This is a genomic window from Caballeronia humi, assembly GCF_001544475.1.
Lineage (GTDB): Bacteria > Pseudomonadota > Gammaproteobacteria > Burkholderiales > Burkholderiaceae > Caballeronia > Caballeronia humi.
The window spans coordinates 124,555-143,688 of the sequence record NZ_FCNW02000005.1 but is presented as its reverse complement, the minus strand read 5'-3'; the positions used below and the strand labels follow the sequence as shown (position 1 = coordinate 143,688).

Sequence of the window (19,134 nt, the reverse complement as noted above, 5' to 3'; positions counted from 1 at the left end):
CGGCGTTCAAGACGACGCGGGCGTGTGCTCGAAGTCGCGATCGCCGACGAGCTTGCCCATCTTCTGATACTCGCGCTGCGTCGCGGCGATGAGGTGCGTCATGCGGATCATGTCGCCGTCGTCGGCTGCGAGGAACGCGGCCGCGAGGGCCACGTTGCGGATGTTTCCGCCCGTGAGCGTGTATCGCTTCGCCATCAGCGCGAGATCGAGCGCGGGATCGCGCGGCGCGTCCTGAGGCAGGATGCCGCTCCACATGCGAAACCGGTCATCCTCGCCCGGCAGCGGAAAATCGACGGTGAATTGCAGGCGCCTGACGAACGCTTCGTCCATGTTCCTGCGAAAGTTGGTAGCGAGGATCGCGATGCCTTCGTATTCCTCGATACGCTGCAGCAAATACCCCACCTCGATATTCGCGTAGCGGTCGTGCGAGTCCTTGACCTCGCTGCGCTTGCCGAACAACGAATCGGCTTCGTCGAAAAAGAGGATCGAATTCGCGGTCTCCGCTTCGTCAAAAATCTTGCCGAGATTTTTCTCCGTCTCGCCGATGAACTTGCTGATCACGAGCGACAAGTCGATCTTGTACAGGTCGAGGCCGAGTTCGGCCGCGATGATTCCCGCGGCCATCGTCTTGCCGGTGCCCGACGGCCCCGCGAACAGGAACGACAGTCCCTTGCTCGACGCCAGCTTCGCGTCGAAGCCCCATTGATTGAAGACCTGGTTGCGGTACTTGATGTGATTGCAGATCTCGCGCAACTGCTGGAGGCGGTCCGCCGGAAGGACGATGTCGTTCCAATTGAAGCGTGGCGTGATTTTCTGCGCGAGCGTCGAGAGCGTGCGATTCGAATGCGCGCGGCATGCATCGTACAGGTCCTGCGACGCGATCCGCGCGTGTTCCGGATCGCGCCACGCCGCGAGACTCGCGGCCGTATGCATCGACTCGGCGATCTGACCGGGCGTGAACCTGAACTTGGTCGCAACGCCGACGATATCCAGCTGCACGGCATCCACCTTCTGCGCGGCCGCGGCCTTCTGCCAAAGCTCGATGCGCGTCGGCACGGAAGGCCGTTGCAGGCGGACGTCGATGAAGCGCGCGTCGCCGAGTGCGCCGCTTTCGAACCACGGCAGCTCGCCAGCGAGAAACGACGGCCCGCGCGCGCCGGACACAACCCGCAGGCACGCGCCGAGTTCGCTCTCGCGCCCCGCGGCGAGCAGAGTGTCGAAGCCGTTCCAGTAGAGCGCCGCGCCGGCGAGCCGCGCTTCGCGATCGATGAGTTCGAATTGCGGCGAGGAGGCGAGCCCCGTTCCGCCATCGGCTACGAGCCGTTCGAGATCGACGGCGAGAAGCGGCTGGTGGCGTTCATGACACAGCGCGCCCGCGACGGCGCGCCGGCCCGAGCCGTGCGGCCCCTGCAGATGCATCACGAAACGCATGTCGTTTGCGGCGTCGCCGGTGCTCGCATCCTTGCGGTCCGCACCGGCGGCATTGCGCAGAAGGCCGAGCAGGCCCCGCTTCGTGTCGTCGTCGAGCAGAAGCGCGCCGAGGTTCGGGCCGCCGTCGTGCAGTTCCACGTACGGCGCGACCCGCGCGTCCAGCCGGTCGGAGCCGAGCAGGAACGCGACGATCCGCGCGTCCGCCTTAAGCGCCTTGCCGATGAACGGCGGCGAGACGCGCGCGGGATCGTCGAACAGTTCGAGCAGATGGACCGCGCGCAACGGGGCGCCCGCTGCGAAGCGCTCGCGTTCGGCGATGCGCTGCATCGGCTCCGGCACGAGCAGCGTGAGCACGAGATCGATGCTCGGACGCGTGCGCGTCACGTCGTCCTGCAGGTATGCATAGAGCTTCTCGTAGCGCGTGTCCAGTTCGACCGCGAGGCAGACGAGCAGGACATCGACGTCGGTCTCGTCCAGTCCGAAAAGGTTTCGCAGCCGTTCGAGCCGCAGACCGGTGCCCGCTTCCAGCGCCAGCCGCTTGCGCTCGGCATTGCGGCGCGCGAGTTCGGCGAGGCGCGTGTCGAGCGAAGCGCGCGCTTTGGCATCGGCGGCGTCGGTGGCATCGGTGCCGAGCCATGCCGGCTTGCCGAGCGGCGCGGCGAGCAGCGCATCGACCTGCTGCTCGGAGACATAGAGCCCGCGAAACTGCTCGTCACCGGGCTGGCAGGCCCGGAATGCGGCGACCCGCGAACGGATCAGCAGATCGATCCGCTCCAGCTCCGCGAGCAGATGATCGAGCGAGCCGGCGAATGGCTCGACGGAAGGTCGATTTGCCTTGGCCATCGCGTGCCCGGCTTCAGCCGATCACCGGCGCAACCTGCAGCAGCGCCGGATCGCAGGTCACTTCCACGGCGACGAGGGACACCCTCGCGTATCCGTCGGCACGGATCGCGACGGATAGCGTGGAGGTCTCCAGATGAATGTCGCCTTTCGACACGTCCCAGGTCTCGTCATAGGGTCCGCCCTTCACTTCCGCATCGAGCACGACGTTCGCGACATGCTTGCGGTTCTTCGCGTCCCAGCCGCCGATATACAGTTCGACCCTGAGCCGACCCTCGTTCTCCGCACCGGCGACGCGCAGCTTCAACACGCGTGTGACGCCGGGCGCAAGCGAGATCGCCATCGTGCCGCCCGCGCCATTCAGGTTCGGCTCGTCCTTGATCTTGCGATGCGAGCGCGCTTCGGTCGGCCCCACGCGAAACGGCGGTGGTGCATCCTCTTCATCGGACGGCCAGGCGGTCGGACGGAACGGCATCCTGAGCCAGCCGGTCCGCAAGTGCGGATCGAGCGCGCGCGCCGTGACGCAGCCCGGCGATAGCGGCGTCTTCAGGTTGCGCCGGTTGGTCGTCCTGATGCCGTGCGCGGTGACATGGCTGTGCTCGTCCAGTTCGACGCTCGCGAGGACGACCGCCGCTTCGGCGACACCCACCGTGAGCGCCAGCACCGCATAGCACTTGCGGGTGCGGCGCTCGCTGTCGCCGGCGGCGGGCGTATCGTCCTCGTCGTAGACGAGGCTCGCCATGAGCGTCGCGTTTGCCGAGTTGGACGGCACCTCGATCTTCTCCTCCTGCACGAGTTCGATTTCGTGGCCGCGTCCGTCGATGGCGAAACCCGGGCTCACGACAATCTCGTTCGTGCCCGCGTGCCGCACTTCCAGACCGCGCACGACGCCCCAGCCGTGCAGGTTCAGCGAGTGACGATAACGTGCGTTCGCGTGATAACGCTGCTCGGCGATGAAATCGTCCTCGAGCAACAACTGGCCGCGGTAATACGCCGGCTTTTTATTGATCAGCAGTTTCTTGTGCATGTCCTGTGCCTCTTCGTAGCACCAATTCGTACTCGGTATGCGCCGGCCGGGCGAAATCGACGATCGCGCGCACGCGGTCCTCGAATGCCTCCCAGTCGCCCGCCACGGTCTTCCCGTGCTCGCGCACGACCATTGCCACCCGAAACCGGAACGGTTCGTCCGCGGCCAGTACAGTGTCCGTTCCAAGTCGCGCGCGGCCGATCAGGAATCCGTGCAGCGGCTCTTCGTCGATCGAGATATCGGTCACTTCGTCGAAGCAGAGCGCCAGCAGCTTTTCGAGGTAGTGGCGCGTGCCCCGGCTGCCGTAGAGCGGCACGATGCCGGCGATGATCCTGCGCAGCCGCTCGGGCGGGAACAGCGGATAAGGGCTGAACGCGACCCACTGCGCGAGCCAGGCGAGAAAACGCTCGGGCGCCTCGCTACGCCAGTTCGCCTGGATGCGGTACAAACCGTTCGGCGTGGCGAGCTCGCCTGACGGCTTCACACCGAGCGGCGAGAAAAGCTCTGGAATGACGTCGATGTCTTGCGCGATCGCCGGCTCGGCGGCGTCGCCGCTGTCGAGCAACATCGCCTCGAAGCCGCGCAGCAGGGCGCGCAACTGCCCGCTATCGTCGGTAGCGCGGTAAATGGCGGGCAGCGCCGCCATCATGCGGTCGGCGGGCTCATTCATGATCGACGTCTCCATTCGGCGCGCCATCGATGTTTTCGACGGCGCCGCCGCGCAGGACGAGCGCCGCCGGCCTGTCGATCAGCCGCACCGCGTCCGGAACGAGCTCCAGCCTCAGCACTTCCCACGGCCGCAGCAGCACCGACGAAAGCGCACCCGCGCTGTCGCGCTCAAGCCGCTCGGCGCCTGTGCCATGCATGCCGCCAAGACGCGCGTCGATACCGACGGTCGAGCTCGCGCCGATCTGCACACCGAGTTCGGCGTCCGCTCCCTCTGTCTCGCTGCCGAGCGTGCGCACGGTCAAGTCCTCTACATAATCGACGCCGTCCACATCGTCGATCAGCGCGGCGACTTCCGAGAGGTTCAGCGGCCGGCCGAAGATCCGTTCCTCGGCGCCGGCATCGAGATCTGCGTCGGCTTCGGCATCCGCGCCGAAGAGCGCGTAGCGGCGCCCTAAGACCGCGCGGATATCATCGAGCACGCGTTGCAGCGACGCGCCGGGCAAGAGTGCGAGCGAGAAGCCGATGCCCGCCCGCAGCACGGGCGGCGCGAGCACGGCGAGGCGCGTCGTGAGGAGACGGCGCGGCAGCAGGTCAGCGCGTACGGCGTCGCGCACGCGCGCGGCTTCGTGCGGCGGCAGGTCGTCGGGTAGCGCGATCAAAAGGCTTACGTGCCCGCGCGCGGCCGAGAGCGACTCACGCGAGTGGTTTCCTCCGCTCAGGTCGGCATTCGCGATGCAGTGCGCGTGCGCGCGCCGGCCCGGCAGTTCGCGTTCGATCACCGCGAGCGCGTGACGCTCGAAATCTCCCGGCGTTACTGCGCATTGCAGATGGGCGAGCTCGCTCACGGCTTCGCGGATCTCGCGCGCGAGTTCGTCCATCGGATCGACGACGCGTGCTGGCTGGCCCGCAGCGTCGGCGAAGCGCTGGCTGAAGTCGTAGTCGGGGGAGCCTTTGAGCAGGCGCAGGAACTGCAGCTTTGCGGCGGGCGTGATGCGTCCGATGCGATAGAGCAGGATGTCCGCGAAATAAGCGAGCAATTCAATCAGCGTGACACCCGGGTCCGACGGATTGTGGTCGGTCCACTCGGGCGCGTAGACCGGCAGCAGCGCCAGCCCTTCGCGAACCAGGTCGTCGAAATCGCGGTCATCGAGATGGGGAGCTTGCGTCATCATCCGCTCGCTCGAATCGTATGGCGCCCCGCGCAGACGAGGAAGTCGCCGCGCTCGCGCAGGTCAGGCTCGCTGGCGTCGAAGAAAATCCGCAGTCCGCGCACGTGATCGATGCCGTCAACGATGCGCAGCATCGCGAGCAGGTCGGACGCGTGCGGGATTTCGCCGAAGCTCCAGCCCTCGCCGCCCGCATTGCCCGTGACAGGATGCAGGAACGCGTTCACCCGCGCCTCGCATGCGGCGGCGACGCGCACCGGAGACGCGCCGGACGCCACCACGATCTGCGCATCGACACTCGCGCGCAGATACGCGGGACCGAGCAAGATCACTTCAACGCCAGCCGCGCAGCGCGCCAGCAGATAACTCCTCACGCGTTCGAGCAGCGCCCGCGCGGGCTGTGGCTCGGCATCCGCGCTGTGCGGCACGATCAGCACGCTCACGACGCCCTGCTCGGGCTGGTTCGACGCACCTGTCTTCGACAGGTCCCTTGCGCCCCGGCACATGGCGCGCGCCACCTGCGGCGAGGCGCGGCGCGCGAGGTCGGCATAGTCTTCGGCACACACAGCGCGGTCGCGATGGCGAATGCGGGCGAGCGCCGTTGCGCGAAGCCACGTGTTGTCGACGGCATCCTGGCCGCCCGTCGCGGCATCGCAATTGGCGGCCGACTGGATATACGGAATGGTCGTGCGCAGTTGCGCGACTGTGCAGGCCGGCTGGTTGCCGCGCGCTCCGCCGCCCGCGTTGTAGCTCGCGCGCACGCTATTGCCGCCCGCCGGCGGGATCCGCCCGTGCCGGCCGTCGCCGAAGCGCACCGTGCCGCTCGTGCGATCGAGGGTGAACACACGGGCGTCGTGGCTCGCGCCGGTGAAGTCTTCAACGCAGGTCCAGCGTACCCAGTCGCGGGGGTCGACCGGCTGGCTCTCTTGCCCTTCGCGCACTTCAAGCAGCACCTCGCCGACCACTGGACTGCGCGCGAGCCGGAACGACTGCGACGGCCGGCCGCTGCTGGAACCGACCAGCTCACGCTCGAGCCGGATCGACTGGATGGCGCTCACCGCGTTCAACGCAATGAGCCGCACGGCGAGTAACGCGCTGTCGTCGCATGGAGCGGACCCCGCTGGCCGTACCGACGCCCTTGCCGCCGCCAGGCGGTCCGGGTCCGCCACCGGCACCAGCGCGCCCTCGTCTCCCGGCGTCGCGACCGATGCAGCCAGCATGACACGCAGCCAGACCAGCGCCGGGTTCGGGTCGAGCGCGGTGGTGGTCCACGGCGCCACGTCCTCGCCGATCGTCACGCTGACGATGCCCGGATGCATCAGCGCACCCGTGCGGTCGATCACCGTGCAATCGTGCCAGCGGGTCGCCCCGCGCACCTGCCAGCGCTGCACGAATGCGCTCTCGTCGACGCGGCAGACCGGCCGCGCATCGTTCGCCGCAAGCGCGAAGTAGACATTCAGCGTGCGCTTCGCGAGTTGCGCGGGATCGGCCGCGAGCGCCAGGTAGAGCGCACGACCCTCGGTGTCATAAGGCTGGAACGGGCTGAACGCGGGGAACTGCGGCAGCGCCGCGACCACGACATGGCGCGCCTCCAGTCCGTCCTCGATCACGACACGCTCAGGCAGGACAGGCCCGATGTGCAGCGACATCGACACGCGGATCCGGGCGATGGACGGCGGCGCATCGATGGGTATCACGACGGGATCGGCCGGGCGCAGTTCCGGGACGTAGTTTCCCGACACCAGCCGCACGCGTAGCCAGCCACTCGTCACGCCGCCGATCGAGGTCGCCTCTACGTCGGCGGGAATACCGAAGCTGACGGCGCCATTGCGGGTCAGCGCGTGCGTCTTGTCGTCGACCGCGATCGGGACCCAGCCGGCGCGCGTGTGCATCTCCCACTGCACGCGCGGATCGCCCGCGCGGCTCACCGGCGGGATGGGCGAGGCATCGGGCGCGACTCCGGCGGGATTGGTCAACTGGATCGAAAGCACGGCGCGAGCGTTGGCGATCGCGAAGCTGCCCGACGCCAGGTAGAACACGTCGCCAAAACGCGGGCGCTCGCCAAACGGATAGAAATCGCGCGTCACGTCGAGCGGCAGGCGGCCGAACAGCGCGGCTTCGACAGGCGCCGCTTCGAGCGCGCGGTCCGCGAAAAGGCGCAATCCCGCGATGGTCAGCGGAGCGCTTGCGGTGCGCGCGGACGCCGACGGTGCTTCGGGCGTTGCAGGCGCCGTGGCCGTTGCTTTTGCCGGCTCGCTGGGAGAATCGGCCGCCGGCGCTTGCGGCGCGGGTCGAACGACGGCAGGCACGATGCGGCACGTCAGCCAGCAGTTCGTCACGCCGTGCAGCGCGAACGGCGTGACCCTCACGCCCTCGGTCAGCGCACCAAAGCGCACTTCGCCACTTTGGGTCAGACCATTGGTCGTGTCGAGCAACGGCGTGAGCGCGGCGAATCCGTCGGCAGTGGCGATGCCCCAGCTCAGCTGCGTGCCGGGCTCGCGCGCGCCCGGACGCGCGATATCCGCCTGCAACGAGAAGCCGATGAGATCGGGCGTCGCCCAGAGCGTCGGATGGCCGATAAGCATCGCCCGCATCAGCGGCACGGCATGCGCAAACGGATCGACGCCGGGCGGCAGCCCCGTCCCGGCAAGCACGCCGTTCGCATCGGCGACGAGGCGGCGCCCGGTATCGACCGCGACGGCGCGCGTGATGTCGGCGCGCACGACTTCGAGATCCGCCTCGGTCTGAAACACGACCGCCTCGCTCTCGCCCGCGGCAGGCGGCGCCGCCACCTCGGTGTAGCGAGGCACGACGGGCACCGGGACGTTCGCAGCGCCGCGCGCGGCCTTGAAGACGAGCGGCGCGCGAGCCGGCACGGCAGCCTCGCGGGCCGCGCCGAGCAGTTGCGTGAATGCGAAGAGATGCGCGTCGGGCGCACGGTTGAGCCGATCGGTCAGCACATCGCAGTAGTGCGCGAACACCTGTCCGAGCGCCTCGCGCAACGGATCGCGATCCTGCTCGCGAACAACGATTTGCGCCTGCGATTCGAGCTCGCGTGCGAGCACCGCACCGATTCGCGAGGCGCTCAGCCGCTGTGTCCGGACGAGGGGAGCGTTTTGCGGTGTCACGCGAGCGGCCTGTCGAGATAGAACGGATAGACGAGGTTGAACCGGCTGTCCGTGAGACGCACGCGATAGTCGATCTCCAGCAACAACTGCTCGTCGGAATCGCCCCCGGCGTATGCCGCCACGTTCAGCACGTCGATGCGCGGTTCCCATTGCTCCAGCGCATCGCGCACGTGAAACGCCGCCATGCCCTGCGTCGCGCTGCCGTTCACCGCGAAAACGAGATCGTGCAGTCCGCAGCCAAAGTCGAGACGCATCACGCGCTCGCCCTTGGCCGTCGAGAGGATAATCAGAATCGAATGCTTCACGCACTCTTCATAGCGCGCGATCGCGATGCGCGAGTCGCCGTTCGCGTCGGCGGCGAGCTTGACCGGAAAGTCCCAGCCGACTCCGAGCACTTCTGCAGGCATCGTCTGCTCCCTTGTTCGTGACGCGCGATCCGTGCGTGGCGGCCGCCGAACGCGCTAATTCAGGTTGATCATCGCGCCCTTGAGATTCATCGGTGCGGTCGCCGTCGCGTCGATGGTCGTATTCGCCGTCACCTTGACGTCGGCCTTCGAGTTGATCTCCACCCCGATCGCTTCGATCGTCACCTTGCCGGTTTGCGAGCGGATCGCGATGTCGCCCTGCGCCTCGATCGAGATCGAGTTGTCCGACGCGCTGATGACGACGCGGTTGTTGCCCGTCTTGTCGATGATTTCGATCTTCTCGCCGCCCGATTTGTCGGACATGCGGATTACATGCCCGCTGCGCGACCGGAACGCGCGGTTGTCGTTGTTGCCATCGGCGTTCGATTCCGGCGCCGCGTCCTTGCCGTTCCAGAGCGAGCCGATCACATAGGGATGCTCGACGCTGCCGTGCTCGAACGCGACGAGCACTTCGTCGTCCACTTCCGGCAGGAAATAGGCGCCGCGTCCGTTGCCGGCCATTGCGCTCGCGACCCGCGCCCAGTTGCTTTCGTCATCCAGATTGAGCCACGGAAAGCGCACCTTGACCCGGTGCATATTGTCGGGGTCGTGATTGTTGGTCACGATCCCGACCACCACGCCGAAGTAGCGGCCGTCCGCGTCGGTGCGCGCGAGCAGGGTGCGCAGGAGTTCGTCGTGCATCATGTCGCGTTCCTCCTCGCAGCGAAGCGGGTGCGGTAGCCTTTTTTCGGGGAGAAGCGCTGCTCGGTCGAGGTGACGTAATAGTGCCCGCTGAAGCGCTCGCCGATCCCTTCGATCTTCACGACGATGCCGGCGCGCAGCTTTGGATCGCCGATGCACTGGCCGTCGCCGCGAATGTAGCCGAGCGCCATTTCGCCGAAGCGCTGTTTGGCCACCGCGTCGGCGTCGTCCTGGCTCTGCACGGCGGACACCACGCTCGCGCTGCCCGACTTGCCGAACAGATGGCTCACGCTCGACGCGCCCGACGCCTTGCCCGCCATCAGGCTCGTCACGTCCGACGCGCTCGCGCGGCCGACGATCTCCTTCTTGTCCTTTGGATTCCAGCCCTTCACGAGCAGCTCCTCGACCTGGCCCATCGTCGTCATGCGCGGGCGGAAATCCAGCAGTTCGATTTCACGGCGCAGCGTGAGCACCGCATCGCCGTCTATCTTGCGCGGCCGGAAGATCAGCATGCGGTCATCGACCACGACTTCATAGTCAATCCGCCTTGCGCGCGCGAGCAGGAACTCCAGGTCCGTCTGGTTGTGCTGCAGCAGGTATGGCAGTGTGACCCTGGTATCGTCGGCTTGCGGCTTCAGTCCGGCCGACGCGGCGAGCTGGCTCGCAATGTCGCTGTCCTTCACGTTGGTGTAGGAGCGCGTCTTGCGCTCGCGTGCGAGCCGGTGACGGCGATCGTAGCCGCGCACGGTCAGCGTGGGCGGATTGCCTTCCAGAAAGGTCGGTTCCAGGCCGGTGATTTCTCCGCTGAAGATCGTGCGCTTGTTGTCGCGATAGCCGATCTCGATCTCGACCGGATTGCCTTCGCGAAAGATCGCGTCATCGACCCATTTCACTTTCATCTCCGCCGAGTCGTAGCAGGTGAGCGAGAAGGTGAACATGCTCATCGCATCGACATCCTCGAGGACGACGACATCGATGAGGTCCGCCGCGGCATCGTTGGGCAACGGTGAACCGTTGATGCGCAGCGAGAACTCGGGCGCGAGGGTATCGAACTCACTGCGCGCGTTCACGGCTCCTCCCTATTACGGCGGCTGCCGGGCGAAAGCCTTCCGACGGGCAGCGCCGGCAGCAACAGCGTCGTGCCGGGAGCGAGTGCGAGCGGATCGTCGATGCCGTTCGCGGCCGCGATGTCACGCCAGTTCGCCGGATCGAGATACTCCTCGGCCGCGATGCTGGCGAGCGTCTGACCGCGCCGGACCGTCCAGCTTTTTGCAACGTCGGCCGACATCAGGTTCTGCTTTTTCAGATCGCTCGCGTTCGCGCGCCATTGCATGAAGGTGCATTTGGCCGTGGCCCGGACCGGCACACCGTTCTCGAGGAACATCGTGTAGTTCTGGTCGAGGTTCTGCAGCACGCCCTGGAAGATCATTTCCTGGGCGCCCCAGAAAAGCTGGCAAACCGGCGGCCGATGCTTGTCGCCTTTCACGAGCGTGAGGTCGACGAGCTTCTTCATGTGGACGTACACGCTCGGTTTGTCGGCTTGCGGACGGTCGTAGGTATCGAAGAAGAGATCGAGCGTCAGCGTGGCGGGATTGGCCGTCGTGTATTGCAGTTCCGGACTGTCACGCTTGGCCGCCTTCGCGCTCTCCCATTGCACCGAACGGGTGATCCCGAGGCTTTTCGGATTGAACATTGCTTCGATCAGGTGACTCTTGTCGCGCCGGTTGAATTGAAGCTTGCCCGCATCCGCTTCGACCAGGATCGTCAGCTTGTCTAGGGCCATGTTGCCCCCCCACGACGCTCGCGTTCGATGGCGAGCCTGTCCATGATGATCTGCCACGCCTGTTCGGCGAGTTCCTCGGCGCCGGGTGCGCCCGCACCGGCATCTTTCTTTTGCGACGACTCCGGATTCGCGTGCGCGGCCGGGTTTGCGCTTGCTTGCCCGGCCGGGGCTGCCGGCGCTGAAGCGGCGGCGTGCGGCTCGGCCTGCAAGGCGACCGGCACGACGCCGTAGGACTCGGCGAGCGAGTCGTGCGAGACGAACGCAGTCGGAGCGAACGAGTTTGCCCGGCGGGTTGAGTGCGCATTGCCGGGTTGAACGGCGCGCTGCAGCGGCAGAACGACACGCGCGCGCGACAGGCGCTGCGCAGGCACGGCTTGCGCGTCGCTTTGGACACTGCGGCGCAGCGATGCCTGCGTTGCCTGCTGTGCGTTTGGAGCGTGGCTCTGGTCCGCAGGCGTGATCGGGGCCGCGTTCGTGGCGAGCGCGGGGAGTGCGTCGCCCGGTGCCGCCGCCCCTGGCGAAACTGCCCGATTCGCGACGACGTGGGACGGCACTTTCTGAGCACCGTGTGCTGCTGCCGGTAGGTCCGGCATCCGCGAATGAGTTAAAGCGTGATACGCGAGTTCGCCCGAAGCCGTCGATCGACTCGTCGTGAAGCGGCGCACAGCCGGGAGCGCGGTGCTGGTTTCGCTCGCTTGGGTGCTCGTGTTCGTATCGGCTGGCGTATCGCGGGAAGGCGCGATCACGCGCTCGGCGCCGCTGAGCCGGTGCGTCACCGCGGGCAACACGCTGACGGTGCGCGCGGGTTCCGGCGCCGCGCCACCACCGAATGTCGTCGATGGAAAGACGTCGTGCGCGATCTTCCGCGCGACCGTCGTGTCACTCGCCACGTGCCGCAGTCCGGGCATGTGTGGCCCCGATGCGTCCGGCTGTGCCTCACCCACTCGCTCGATCCTGTTCGTCACGCTGCCCGAATCGCGCTGCGGGATCGGAGCGGGTGGCTCTGATGTGGCGTTCCTATCCGCTTGCGTTTGCGTTTGCGTGGAAACGGGCAAGCCGGGTGAGTCGAGGGTCGCGGTTGTCGATACCGCCCGGCTCACGATCAAAGACTCCGCTGAGGTCGATGCGCTCGCGTGCGTACCGCGCCCCGCGAGCAACGGGCGCTGTTCGAACCGCATCGGCTGATCGGCGAGCGGCGCGCCCTGCGGCGCCGGAACCACAGCACCGGACGCGACCGATCGCATCGCAACCAAAAGCGGGCGCCGCGCGACGAGCGGTCCGGGCGAAGGCGAAGCTGCATTTTCGACTGTCCTGACTCGCGACGCGAATTCGCGCGGCGCATACGCGTTCCGGGCGATCTCGCCTGTTGCGCTTGCGACTGGATCGATCTTCGCCGTACTTACCGCGCCCGCAAGCTGCGGACTCGCCGCATCGGTAGTCGATGTGACGCTCGGCCGGGCCATCGGTTGCATCAGTTGCATCGGTTGCAACTGCGCTTCGCCAGCCCGCGCTACGACCGGTGCATCGAAGGACGCACGCGCCACGGTCCGAGCCGGCGGATCGTTCGCGCGCGCCGGCTTGGACGCGGCTGGAGAAGTGCCCGCAATGAGCCCGCCGACGTTACCCGCATGGGTCTGTCCCGAACCCTTCGCCGATTCACCCGCATGCGGCCGATCGTCCGATGGCGCCGCCGCTGCGAGCGCGCGCGCGGGAACGGTAGAGTCGGCAGACCGGTTGATCCGCACCTGACTCAACGCGACACGCAACCGTTCATCGAGGCCATTCGTCGCGCGCGTCGAGCGTTCCGTTTGTGCTCGGGCAACCGGAATGCTCGATTCCGTGCCCCGCACGGCCACGGGTTCCTGCGCATTCCGCGATTCGTCGCTGGCCGACGGAGCATGACTAACTAACGCGTCGAGCGGCATTGCGGGCACGGGCGACTGCTCCGGCCGTATCGCTGACGCTATGGTTGCCGTGCCCGCCGCCGCCGTCGCTCTCGCCGTGTTTGATGCTGGCGCTGCGCTTTCTAGTGTCGTCGCCACGGTTGCTGGCACCCTGCTTGCCGCCGTTGTTTCCCTGATCGCTGGCGCCGTGCGGGCGAGCGGCATCGGCGCCGTATTCGCCGGGCCGCCTGTCTGCAGACCCGATCGCGCGATGCGTGACGGGCCTGATTGCACCGGCGAAGCCGCAACGGGGGCTCCCATCGGCGCGTTCAGCCGAAACTCAGGGACCGGCCGCGCGACAACCGGTCCGGCCAAGGTGACGGGCAGCGTCGCGGCGGTGGGCGTTGCGAGGCCTCTCGTCGCCCCGGCCCACGATGTCGGCTGTGACATCGCATCGCGTTGCCGATGCACGGCTTGCATCGCGCGCGCGAGCGGAGCGAGCGCCGGCGGCGCCGCAGTCGTTTCACGCAAACGCCGACCGGGCGCCGTCTGCGTAAGCACCGGCACATGAGGCGCCGCGACGACGTGAGCCGCACCGTCGTCACCTGAAAAACCCGCGCCCGGCGAATCCGCGCGAGCGGATATCGGCGCGGGCATCGGCGCATCAGCCGGCGAAACCGAAGGACCGCTCGCCCAAGGGGCATCGGAACGCGCGAGAGGCTGCGTCGATTCGACCTGAACCGCGCTTTCGCCCTGCGTCGCGAACCGATCGATTCGGTTCGGTGACCCGTTGTCGACCGCTCTCGCCACGCGCAACGCCGAAGCCGCCACGCCCCGCTTCGAACTCAAAGCCTGACCCGCGCCCGCTTTCACGACGCTGGCCGTCTCGGTCGCCTGGGCGCCCATTGCGTGCTGATCGCCTGCCATTGCCGCGCGAGCGGGTCCGGCCGTGTCGTCCGGGCCATCCGGGCCAACCTCGTTCGGCAGAACCTGTCCGCTCCCGTCATGCGTGTCGAAACTCCTCCTCGCGATCACGAACGGCCCGCTGACGTGCCCCCCGCGCGCGCCGTGCTCGCCGCGGCGTCGGAACATCGACTCGGCGAAAGCCGTATGCCTGTCGAAGACGGACGCACCGAGCCCTCTGCCATGCTCGCCGCGCGCGCCTTCGCGCGCACTCGAGATGACGGGCGTACCCGCGTGGCGTTGCCAGATCGCGTCGCCGAGAGGAACCCCGTGGCCGTTGTCCGATTCGTTCACCGCCCGACTCCCAGGTCCACGCCGTGATGAACCAGCTCGACGGACTCGAACGCCACCGCCGACGTATTCGCGCGCAGTTCCGGCCCCGTCCATTTAACCGGGCACGCCTCCTTGAATACCCACTTGATGCCGGGCTTGCCCTGGCTGTCGAGCATCGTGATGGTCACGTCGCGGCGCTCGATCCGCGCCTGCAGAACGCCCGCATACCACTCCCACAAATGTGCGAGGTCGCCGATGCCACGCTTGAGCACGAGCCGCGACGAGTATTTCGCGGGGCCGGGAATCTGCTGTTCGTATCCGTTCACGCCGCCTTCGCGCAAGGTCTCCACTTCCGTTTCGATGGTGAGCCCGGACACCTCGTTGAAACCGGCCACCGGATCGGGCGCGTTCTTGAGCGTGACCGAATAGAGGAATCCGAGATAGAGGCTATCCGCGCCATGGACGTCGAGAGACATGTCGGTCTACTCCAGGCTGTTGGTCTGTGCGTCGTTGATCCGGTCCACGATCTTCGCTGTCTCTTCGACCCAGCGGCGGCGCTCGAGGTGATCGAGCGTCATCAGCTGCGTATAAGGCCAATGGAAGTGATAGGCGAGATAGGCTACCTCCTCGAAGATCTGCTCCGGGCGGTAGCCTATTGCTCCCCCGAAGCCTCCACCTCCACCTCGAACTTCTTGTCGCAGCCGGGGCACACCACATGGAGGCGGCTGTGTCCCTGCGTGTTGATGCGCCGGTACAGGTCCTCCAGATGCGCGAAGTCGGCGGCGAACAGTTCCTCGATCACGCGCGGATTGACCTGCGGCAGATCGCCGAGACGCGTCACCACGCGCGAAAGCAGGATCACCGCCAGATAGCCAGGATTCACCTGCACGCGCGGATCCTTCATCGGCGCGATCTCGTCGTTCGCAGTCGCGAGACGCATCACGCCTTCGCGATGCAGGTTGCCCTCGCCGTCGACGTAGCCGCGCGGCAACGTGAAGGGGAACTCCGTCTGGATCTTCATTTCGTGCGATCCAGGCCTTCATGCACGATCTCGAGCGTATCGATCGCGACTTCGTTCGCCGTCGCGTTGAAGGTCGGACCCGTCCATTTGGTCGGCCACGCAGCGACGAAATCCCACTGCGCCACGTCCTTGCCTTCGTCGTCCATCAGGACGATCGAGCCGTTCTTGCGGGCATCCTTGATCTTGCCGTCCATGACCTGCTTGCGCCACTTCCAGAGATCGAGATCGTCGGTGATGCCGCGCTTCAACGTGATGTTCGAGAACTTCTTGAGGCCTGCCAGCTTGTGTATCGTCAGGGTCTTGTCGTCGCCTTCCCGATAGTCGATCGGATCGGTGGCGGCGTCGAGCCCCGACGCTTCGCGAAAGCCTGCTCGCTGGATGCCGTCCAGCTGCACCCTGAACTTGAAGCCTCGGAAAGGGTCTCTGCGATCTCCGGTTGCCATGTGTCTCTCCTTACGCCTGCGTCGCGGGTCCGCCCAAGGTCACGCCATCTGCACTTTGCGTGATTCGAACGATGACGAATTCGGCCGGCGCGGTTGCCGCCAGGCCTATCTGCGCGACCAGCGTGCCGGCGTCGCGCCCTTCAACTGAATTGGTCTCGGCATTGCACTTGACGAAGTACGCCTCCGATGGATCGCGGCCCTTCAGTGCGCCACTTGAATGCAGCTCGCGAAGATAGCCGCGCACGCGATCCTCGACGGCGCCCCAGAGCGCCGAATTGTGGGGCTCGAAGACGAGATCGCGCAGGTTGCGCTCCAGCTCGCGCGTGACCGCGAGCACGAGCCGCGTCACGTTCACGTAACGCGAGGTGGCGCGGTCGCTCAGCGTGCGCGCGCCCCAGACGCGCAGTCCGCGCCCCGGCCATTCGCGCAGGCAGTTGACGCCCGCGTCGTTGAGATCGGCCTGATCGCGATCGTTCACCTGCACATCGACGTCGAGCACGCCTTCGAGCAGTTCGTTCGCCGGCGCCTTGTGAACGCCGACGCGGCGATCGCTTCTCGCATACACGCCAGCGACATGACCGCAAGGCGGCACCAGCACCGTCTCGCGCGCGTCGGCGTTCGGCCGCGGCGAGCGCACGCGCACCCAGGGAAAATAGAGCGCGCCGTGTTCGGCGGGCAGCGACTGCCATTGCGTGATTGCGTCGAGCATCGCGCGATTCGCGTTGCCCGGCGCGCTATGCCTGCGGACGGTGGACATCGTCATCGTGCCGGACGGCGCGCGATTCGCATCATCCTGCGCGTCGTCCTTGGGCATAGCCAAGGACGGCATCGTGTCGAGAATTGCGAAGCGGTCGCGCATCCGCGCGCAGTATTCGACGATCTCCCTCTGCACATCGAACACATACTCGGGAAAGGCGAGCAGTTGCGGAGTCATCGCATCGGGCACGCAGACGAGATCCACATATTCGAGGTCGCGCAGCACGCCCGACTCCGAGAACGGCGAGATGAGCCGATCGGCGAGTTCGCGCGCTTCTGCACGGTCGTGTATGTCCGACCAGGCATCGAGACTGGTCTGCACGGGCTGCACGATGCATCGTTCGCCGCCGTTCTCGAAGAAGCCGCGCACGGCGCAGGACAGCAGGTCGCCGGGCGCTGCGTCGCGATACGCGGCGTCGAAACGCTCCCAGCGATCGAACTGGCGCGCATGCCGCTCGCCCGGCCCGAACGATCCCGCCTTGACGAAGCCGGCGAACACCGGCACGCCAGAGGCCAGCCGCCTGCGTCCCGCAAGCCCTTTCGGGTCCCAGTCGAGATACAGGCCAGGCGTGCGATACGCCTCGTGACGGCCCCAGGCGGCGCCGGATGTCGGGTCGGCTTTCATGGCGTGTCGCACGCTCGATCGCTCATGGCGTAGTTCACGCGTTGGTCATGCCGGTGGACTGCGTGATGCGGAAGATTACGAATTCCGCCGGCCGCACGATCGCCACGCCGATCTCGGTCACCACCTGGCCGACATCGCGCACGGCGGGCGGGTTGAGTTCCGCGTCGCACTTCACGTAGAACGCCTGCTCCGGGGTCGTGCCGAACAGCGCGCCGGTTCTCCATACGTTGGTCAGGAACGCCGTGATGTTGAGCTTGATCTTGCCCCACAGTGCTTCGTCGTTCGGTTCGAACACGATCCACTGCGTGCCCTCCTCGATCGACTTCTGCAGGAACAGGAAGAGCCGCCGCACGCTGATGTATTTCCACTCGGCGAGCTTGTCGCCGCCCATCCCGCGCGCGCCCCACACGGTCACCGTGTTGCTCATGATGCGGATCGCATTGACACCTTGCGGATTGAGCAACTCCTGCAGCGGCTTGCTGATGTAGTACTTGACTTCGAGCGCGCCGCGCACGGCCACGTTCGCCGGCGCCTTGTGCACGCCGCGTTGCGTGTCGGTGAGCGCGTAGATGCCTGCCATGTGTCCGCTCGGGGGCACGTACGTGCGTCCGCGATACTTCGCCGCAACCCTGCGCCCCGGATCGGCGTCCTGCAACTCTTTCGCGGGATCGCTCACTTCGATGTGCGGGAAATAGAGCGCCGCGTTCTTGCACACGCGCGGCAGGATCGAATTCGTGCCGGAATATTGGAGCTGGCCGATATCGAGGTCGCCCTGCGCGTCCGCTACTTCTTCGGGCGTGTCGAGGATCGCGTAGCAGTTCTCGCGGTTCTCGGCATGCGTCATCAGCGCTTCCCAGGTGTCCGGCGTTCTCGGCAGACCGGGCGCCGCGATGATCGCGATCTCGTCGATCGACCTGAAGTTCTTCAGCACGCGTTCGAGCTGGTCGAGCCGCTCGATACGCGCGACGAATGCCTTGGTGCCGCCGTTCTTGAAGAAGCCGTTGACCGCATGCGTCAGCGCATGATGGCCCGGATGGCACGGCTGAAAGATCCACTTGTCGGGGTTGTCCGGCGCATCGGGATTGGCCGGATCGGCGGCCGGGCGCACGGGGTCGTCGCGATAGGCGGAGAACGTGCCGAAGCGGTCCGTGTACTCGGTGAAGTTGGTACAGAGCTTGGTGTCGCATGCATCCGCTTTCAACGTGAACGCCTGCAGGATGTACGGCCGCAGGATCGACGGTGAGAGCGCGCGGTCATCCGGCTTCGACTCGCTGTCGAAGTAAGCCAGCTCCTTCGCAAGCGGATCGTTGTCGCCGCCAGCGCCTTTCTTCTCGCCTCCGTCCTCCTTCTCGCCGTTCTGAGGTGCCGGCGGAACGGGCTCGCCCGGCTTCGGCGTCTCGGCGGTCCCGGGCTCGGCCGGCAGCAGCGCGCTCGTCTCGGCCAGTTCACGCTGCAGCCGCGCGATGTCGGTGTCCGCTGCGGCGTGCTTCGACGTGACCCTGCGCAGCGCGGTTTCCTTGTTCGCCAGCGTCGTGCGTGCCGTGTCGAGCGCCGCCTGCTTGGCCGCCTTGTCTTCGGCGGAGGCAGCCTCGAATTCGGCATCGAGCGGCTGCAGCGCCTTCTGGGCATCGTCGCGCTCGGTCGTGGCCTTGTCCAGATCCGCCTTGGCGGACACAAGCTTGGTCTGCGCGAGTCCGAGCTTGGTCTTGAGCTCCTGCTCCGTGCCGCGCAAGCTCGCGATGCGCCGCTCACGCTCCGCGTCGAGTGTCGCTATCTCGCCTGCGTGTTCCGGCTTGCCCGGATCGAGTTCAGCCCGCCTCGCGGTGAGGGCTTCCAGTTCAAGCGCCGCTCGCGCCGCGACGGGATCGTAGTCCGGATTGGGCACCGGAAGATAGATCGTCGGCGGTACGATGCCGATGAGGCCGACCACGTTGGTTCCCACGCCCGCGATCGGTTGCTGCGCGGAAGGCACTTCTTCCACGTAGACGCCAGGGGCAAGATAAGTAGCGCTTGACATAGA

General features: G+C 66.7%; 16 protein-coding genes. All 16 read right to left on the bottom strand.

Annotation, left to right across the window (positions count from 1 at the left end; all coding sequences use genetic code 11):
* Window positions 1–6: 6 nt before the first annotated feature.
* Genes AWB65_RS08240 through AWB65_RS08165 form a run of 16 tightly spaced genes read right to left on the bottom strand, consistent with a single transcriptional unit; the run spans window position 7 to window position 19,131 of the window.
* On the bottom strand, window positions 7–2,274 hold the full coding sequence (locus AWB65_RS08240) for an ATP-binding protein (RefSeq protein WP_087666691.1): 2,268 nt from the start codon (window positions 2,272–2,274) through the stop codon (window positions 7–9).
* Between the two features lie 13 nt (window positions 2,275–2,287).
* Window positions 2,288–3,298: a hypothetical protein gene (locus AWB65_RS08235; RefSeq protein ID WP_125474089.1), complete on the bottom strand. Its 1,011-nt coding sequence runs from the start codon at window positions 3,296–3,298 to the stop codon at window positions 2,288–2,290.
* On the bottom strand, window positions 3,273–3,968 hold the full coding sequence (locus tag AWB65_RS08230) for a phage tail protein (protein ID WP_087666689.1): 696 nt from the start codon (window positions 3,966–3,968) through the stop codon (window positions 3,273–3,275). The genes AWB65_RS08235 and AWB65_RS08230 overlap by 26 nt, the downstream gene beginning before the upstream one ends.
* Window positions 3,961–5,136, bottom strand: a complete 1,176-nt coding sequence (locus AWB65_RS08225) for a baseplate J/gp47 family protein (protein WP_125474088.1) — start codon at window positions 5,134–5,136, stop codon at window positions 3,961–3,963. The genes AWB65_RS08230 and AWB65_RS08225 overlap by 8 nt, the downstream gene beginning before the upstream one ends.
* Complete coding sequence (locus tag AWB65_RS08220) at window positions 5,136–8,198, bottom strand: putative baseplate assembly protein (RefSeq protein ID WP_087666687.1); 3,063 nt, start codon at window positions 8,196–8,198, stop codon at window positions 5,136–5,138. Before AWB65_RS08220 ends, AWB65_RS08225 begins: the two co-directional genes overlap by 1 nt.
* Window positions 8,199–8,257: 59 nt before the next feature.
* Window positions 8,258–8,668: a gp25 family contractile injection system sheath assembly initiator gene (locus tag AWB65_RS08215; RefSeq protein WP_087666686.1), complete on the bottom strand. Its 411-nt coding sequence runs from the start codon at window positions 8,666–8,668 to the stop codon at window positions 8,258–8,260.
* Window positions 8,669–8,722: 54 nt separating this feature from the next.
* Complete coding sequence (locus AWB65_RS08210) at window positions 8,723–9,370, bottom strand: phage baseplate assembly protein V (RefSeq protein WP_087666685.1); 648 nt, start codon at window positions 9,368–9,370, stop codon at window positions 8,723–8,725.
* Window positions 9,367–10,437, bottom strand: a complete 1,071-nt coding sequence (locus tag AWB65_RS08205; RefSeq protein WP_087666684.1) for a phage late control D family protein — start codon at window positions 10,435–10,437, stop codon at window positions 9,367–9,369. The genes AWB65_RS08210 and AWB65_RS08205 overlap by 4 nt, the downstream gene beginning before the upstream one ends.
* Entirely contained in the window at window positions 10,434–11,150 is a 717-nt protein-coding gene (locus tag AWB65_RS08200; RefSeq protein ID WP_087666683.1) for a CIS tube protein, read from the bottom strand. The genes AWB65_RS08205 and AWB65_RS08200 overlap by 4 nt, the downstream gene beginning before the upstream one ends.
* Entirely contained in the window at window positions 11,141–14,290 is a 3,150-nt protein-coding gene (locus tag AWB65_RS08195; RefSeq protein WP_087666682.1) for a hypothetical protein, read from the bottom strand. The genes AWB65_RS08200 and AWB65_RS08195 overlap by 10 nt, the downstream gene beginning before the upstream one ends.
* On the bottom strand, window positions 14,287–14,745 hold the full coding sequence (locus AWB65_RS08190) for a phage tail protein (protein ID WP_087666681.1): 459 nt from the start codon (window positions 14,743–14,745) through the stop codon (window positions 14,287–14,289). Before AWB65_RS08190 ends, AWB65_RS08195 begins: the two co-directional genes overlap by 4 nt.
* Window positions 14,746–14,751: 6 nt before the next feature.
* Entirely contained in the window at window positions 14,752–14,979 is a 228-nt protein-coding gene (locus AWB65_RS37730; RefSeq protein ID WP_087666680.1) for a DUF6760 family protein, read from the bottom strand.
* Window positions 14,922–15,290, bottom strand: a complete 369-nt coding sequence (locus tag AWB65_RS08180) for a hypothetical protein (RefSeq protein ID WP_087666679.1) — start codon at window positions 15,288–15,290, stop codon at window positions 14,922–14,924. Before AWB65_RS08180 ends, AWB65_RS37730 begins: the two co-directional genes overlap by 58 nt.
* Complete coding sequence (locus tag AWB65_RS08175; protein ID WP_087666678.1) at window positions 15,287–15,733, bottom strand: phage tail protein; 447 nt, start codon at window positions 15,731–15,733, stop codon at window positions 15,287–15,289. Before AWB65_RS08175 ends, AWB65_RS08180 begins: the two co-directional genes overlap by 4 nt.
* Window positions 15,734–15,743: 10 nt before the next feature.
* Window positions 15,744–17,114, bottom strand: a complete 1,371-nt coding sequence (locus AWB65_RS08170) for a phage tail sheath family protein (protein WP_087666677.1) — start codon at window positions 17,112–17,114, stop codon at window positions 15,744–15,746.
* Window positions 17,115–17,148: 34 nt separating this feature from the next.
* Window positions 17,149–19,131: a phage tail sheath C-terminal domain-containing protein gene (locus AWB65_RS08165; protein WP_087666676.1), complete on the bottom strand. Its 1,983-nt coding sequence runs from the start codon at window positions 19,129–19,131 to the stop codon at window positions 17,149–17,151.
* Window positions 19,132–19,134 lie beyond the last annotated feature (3 nt).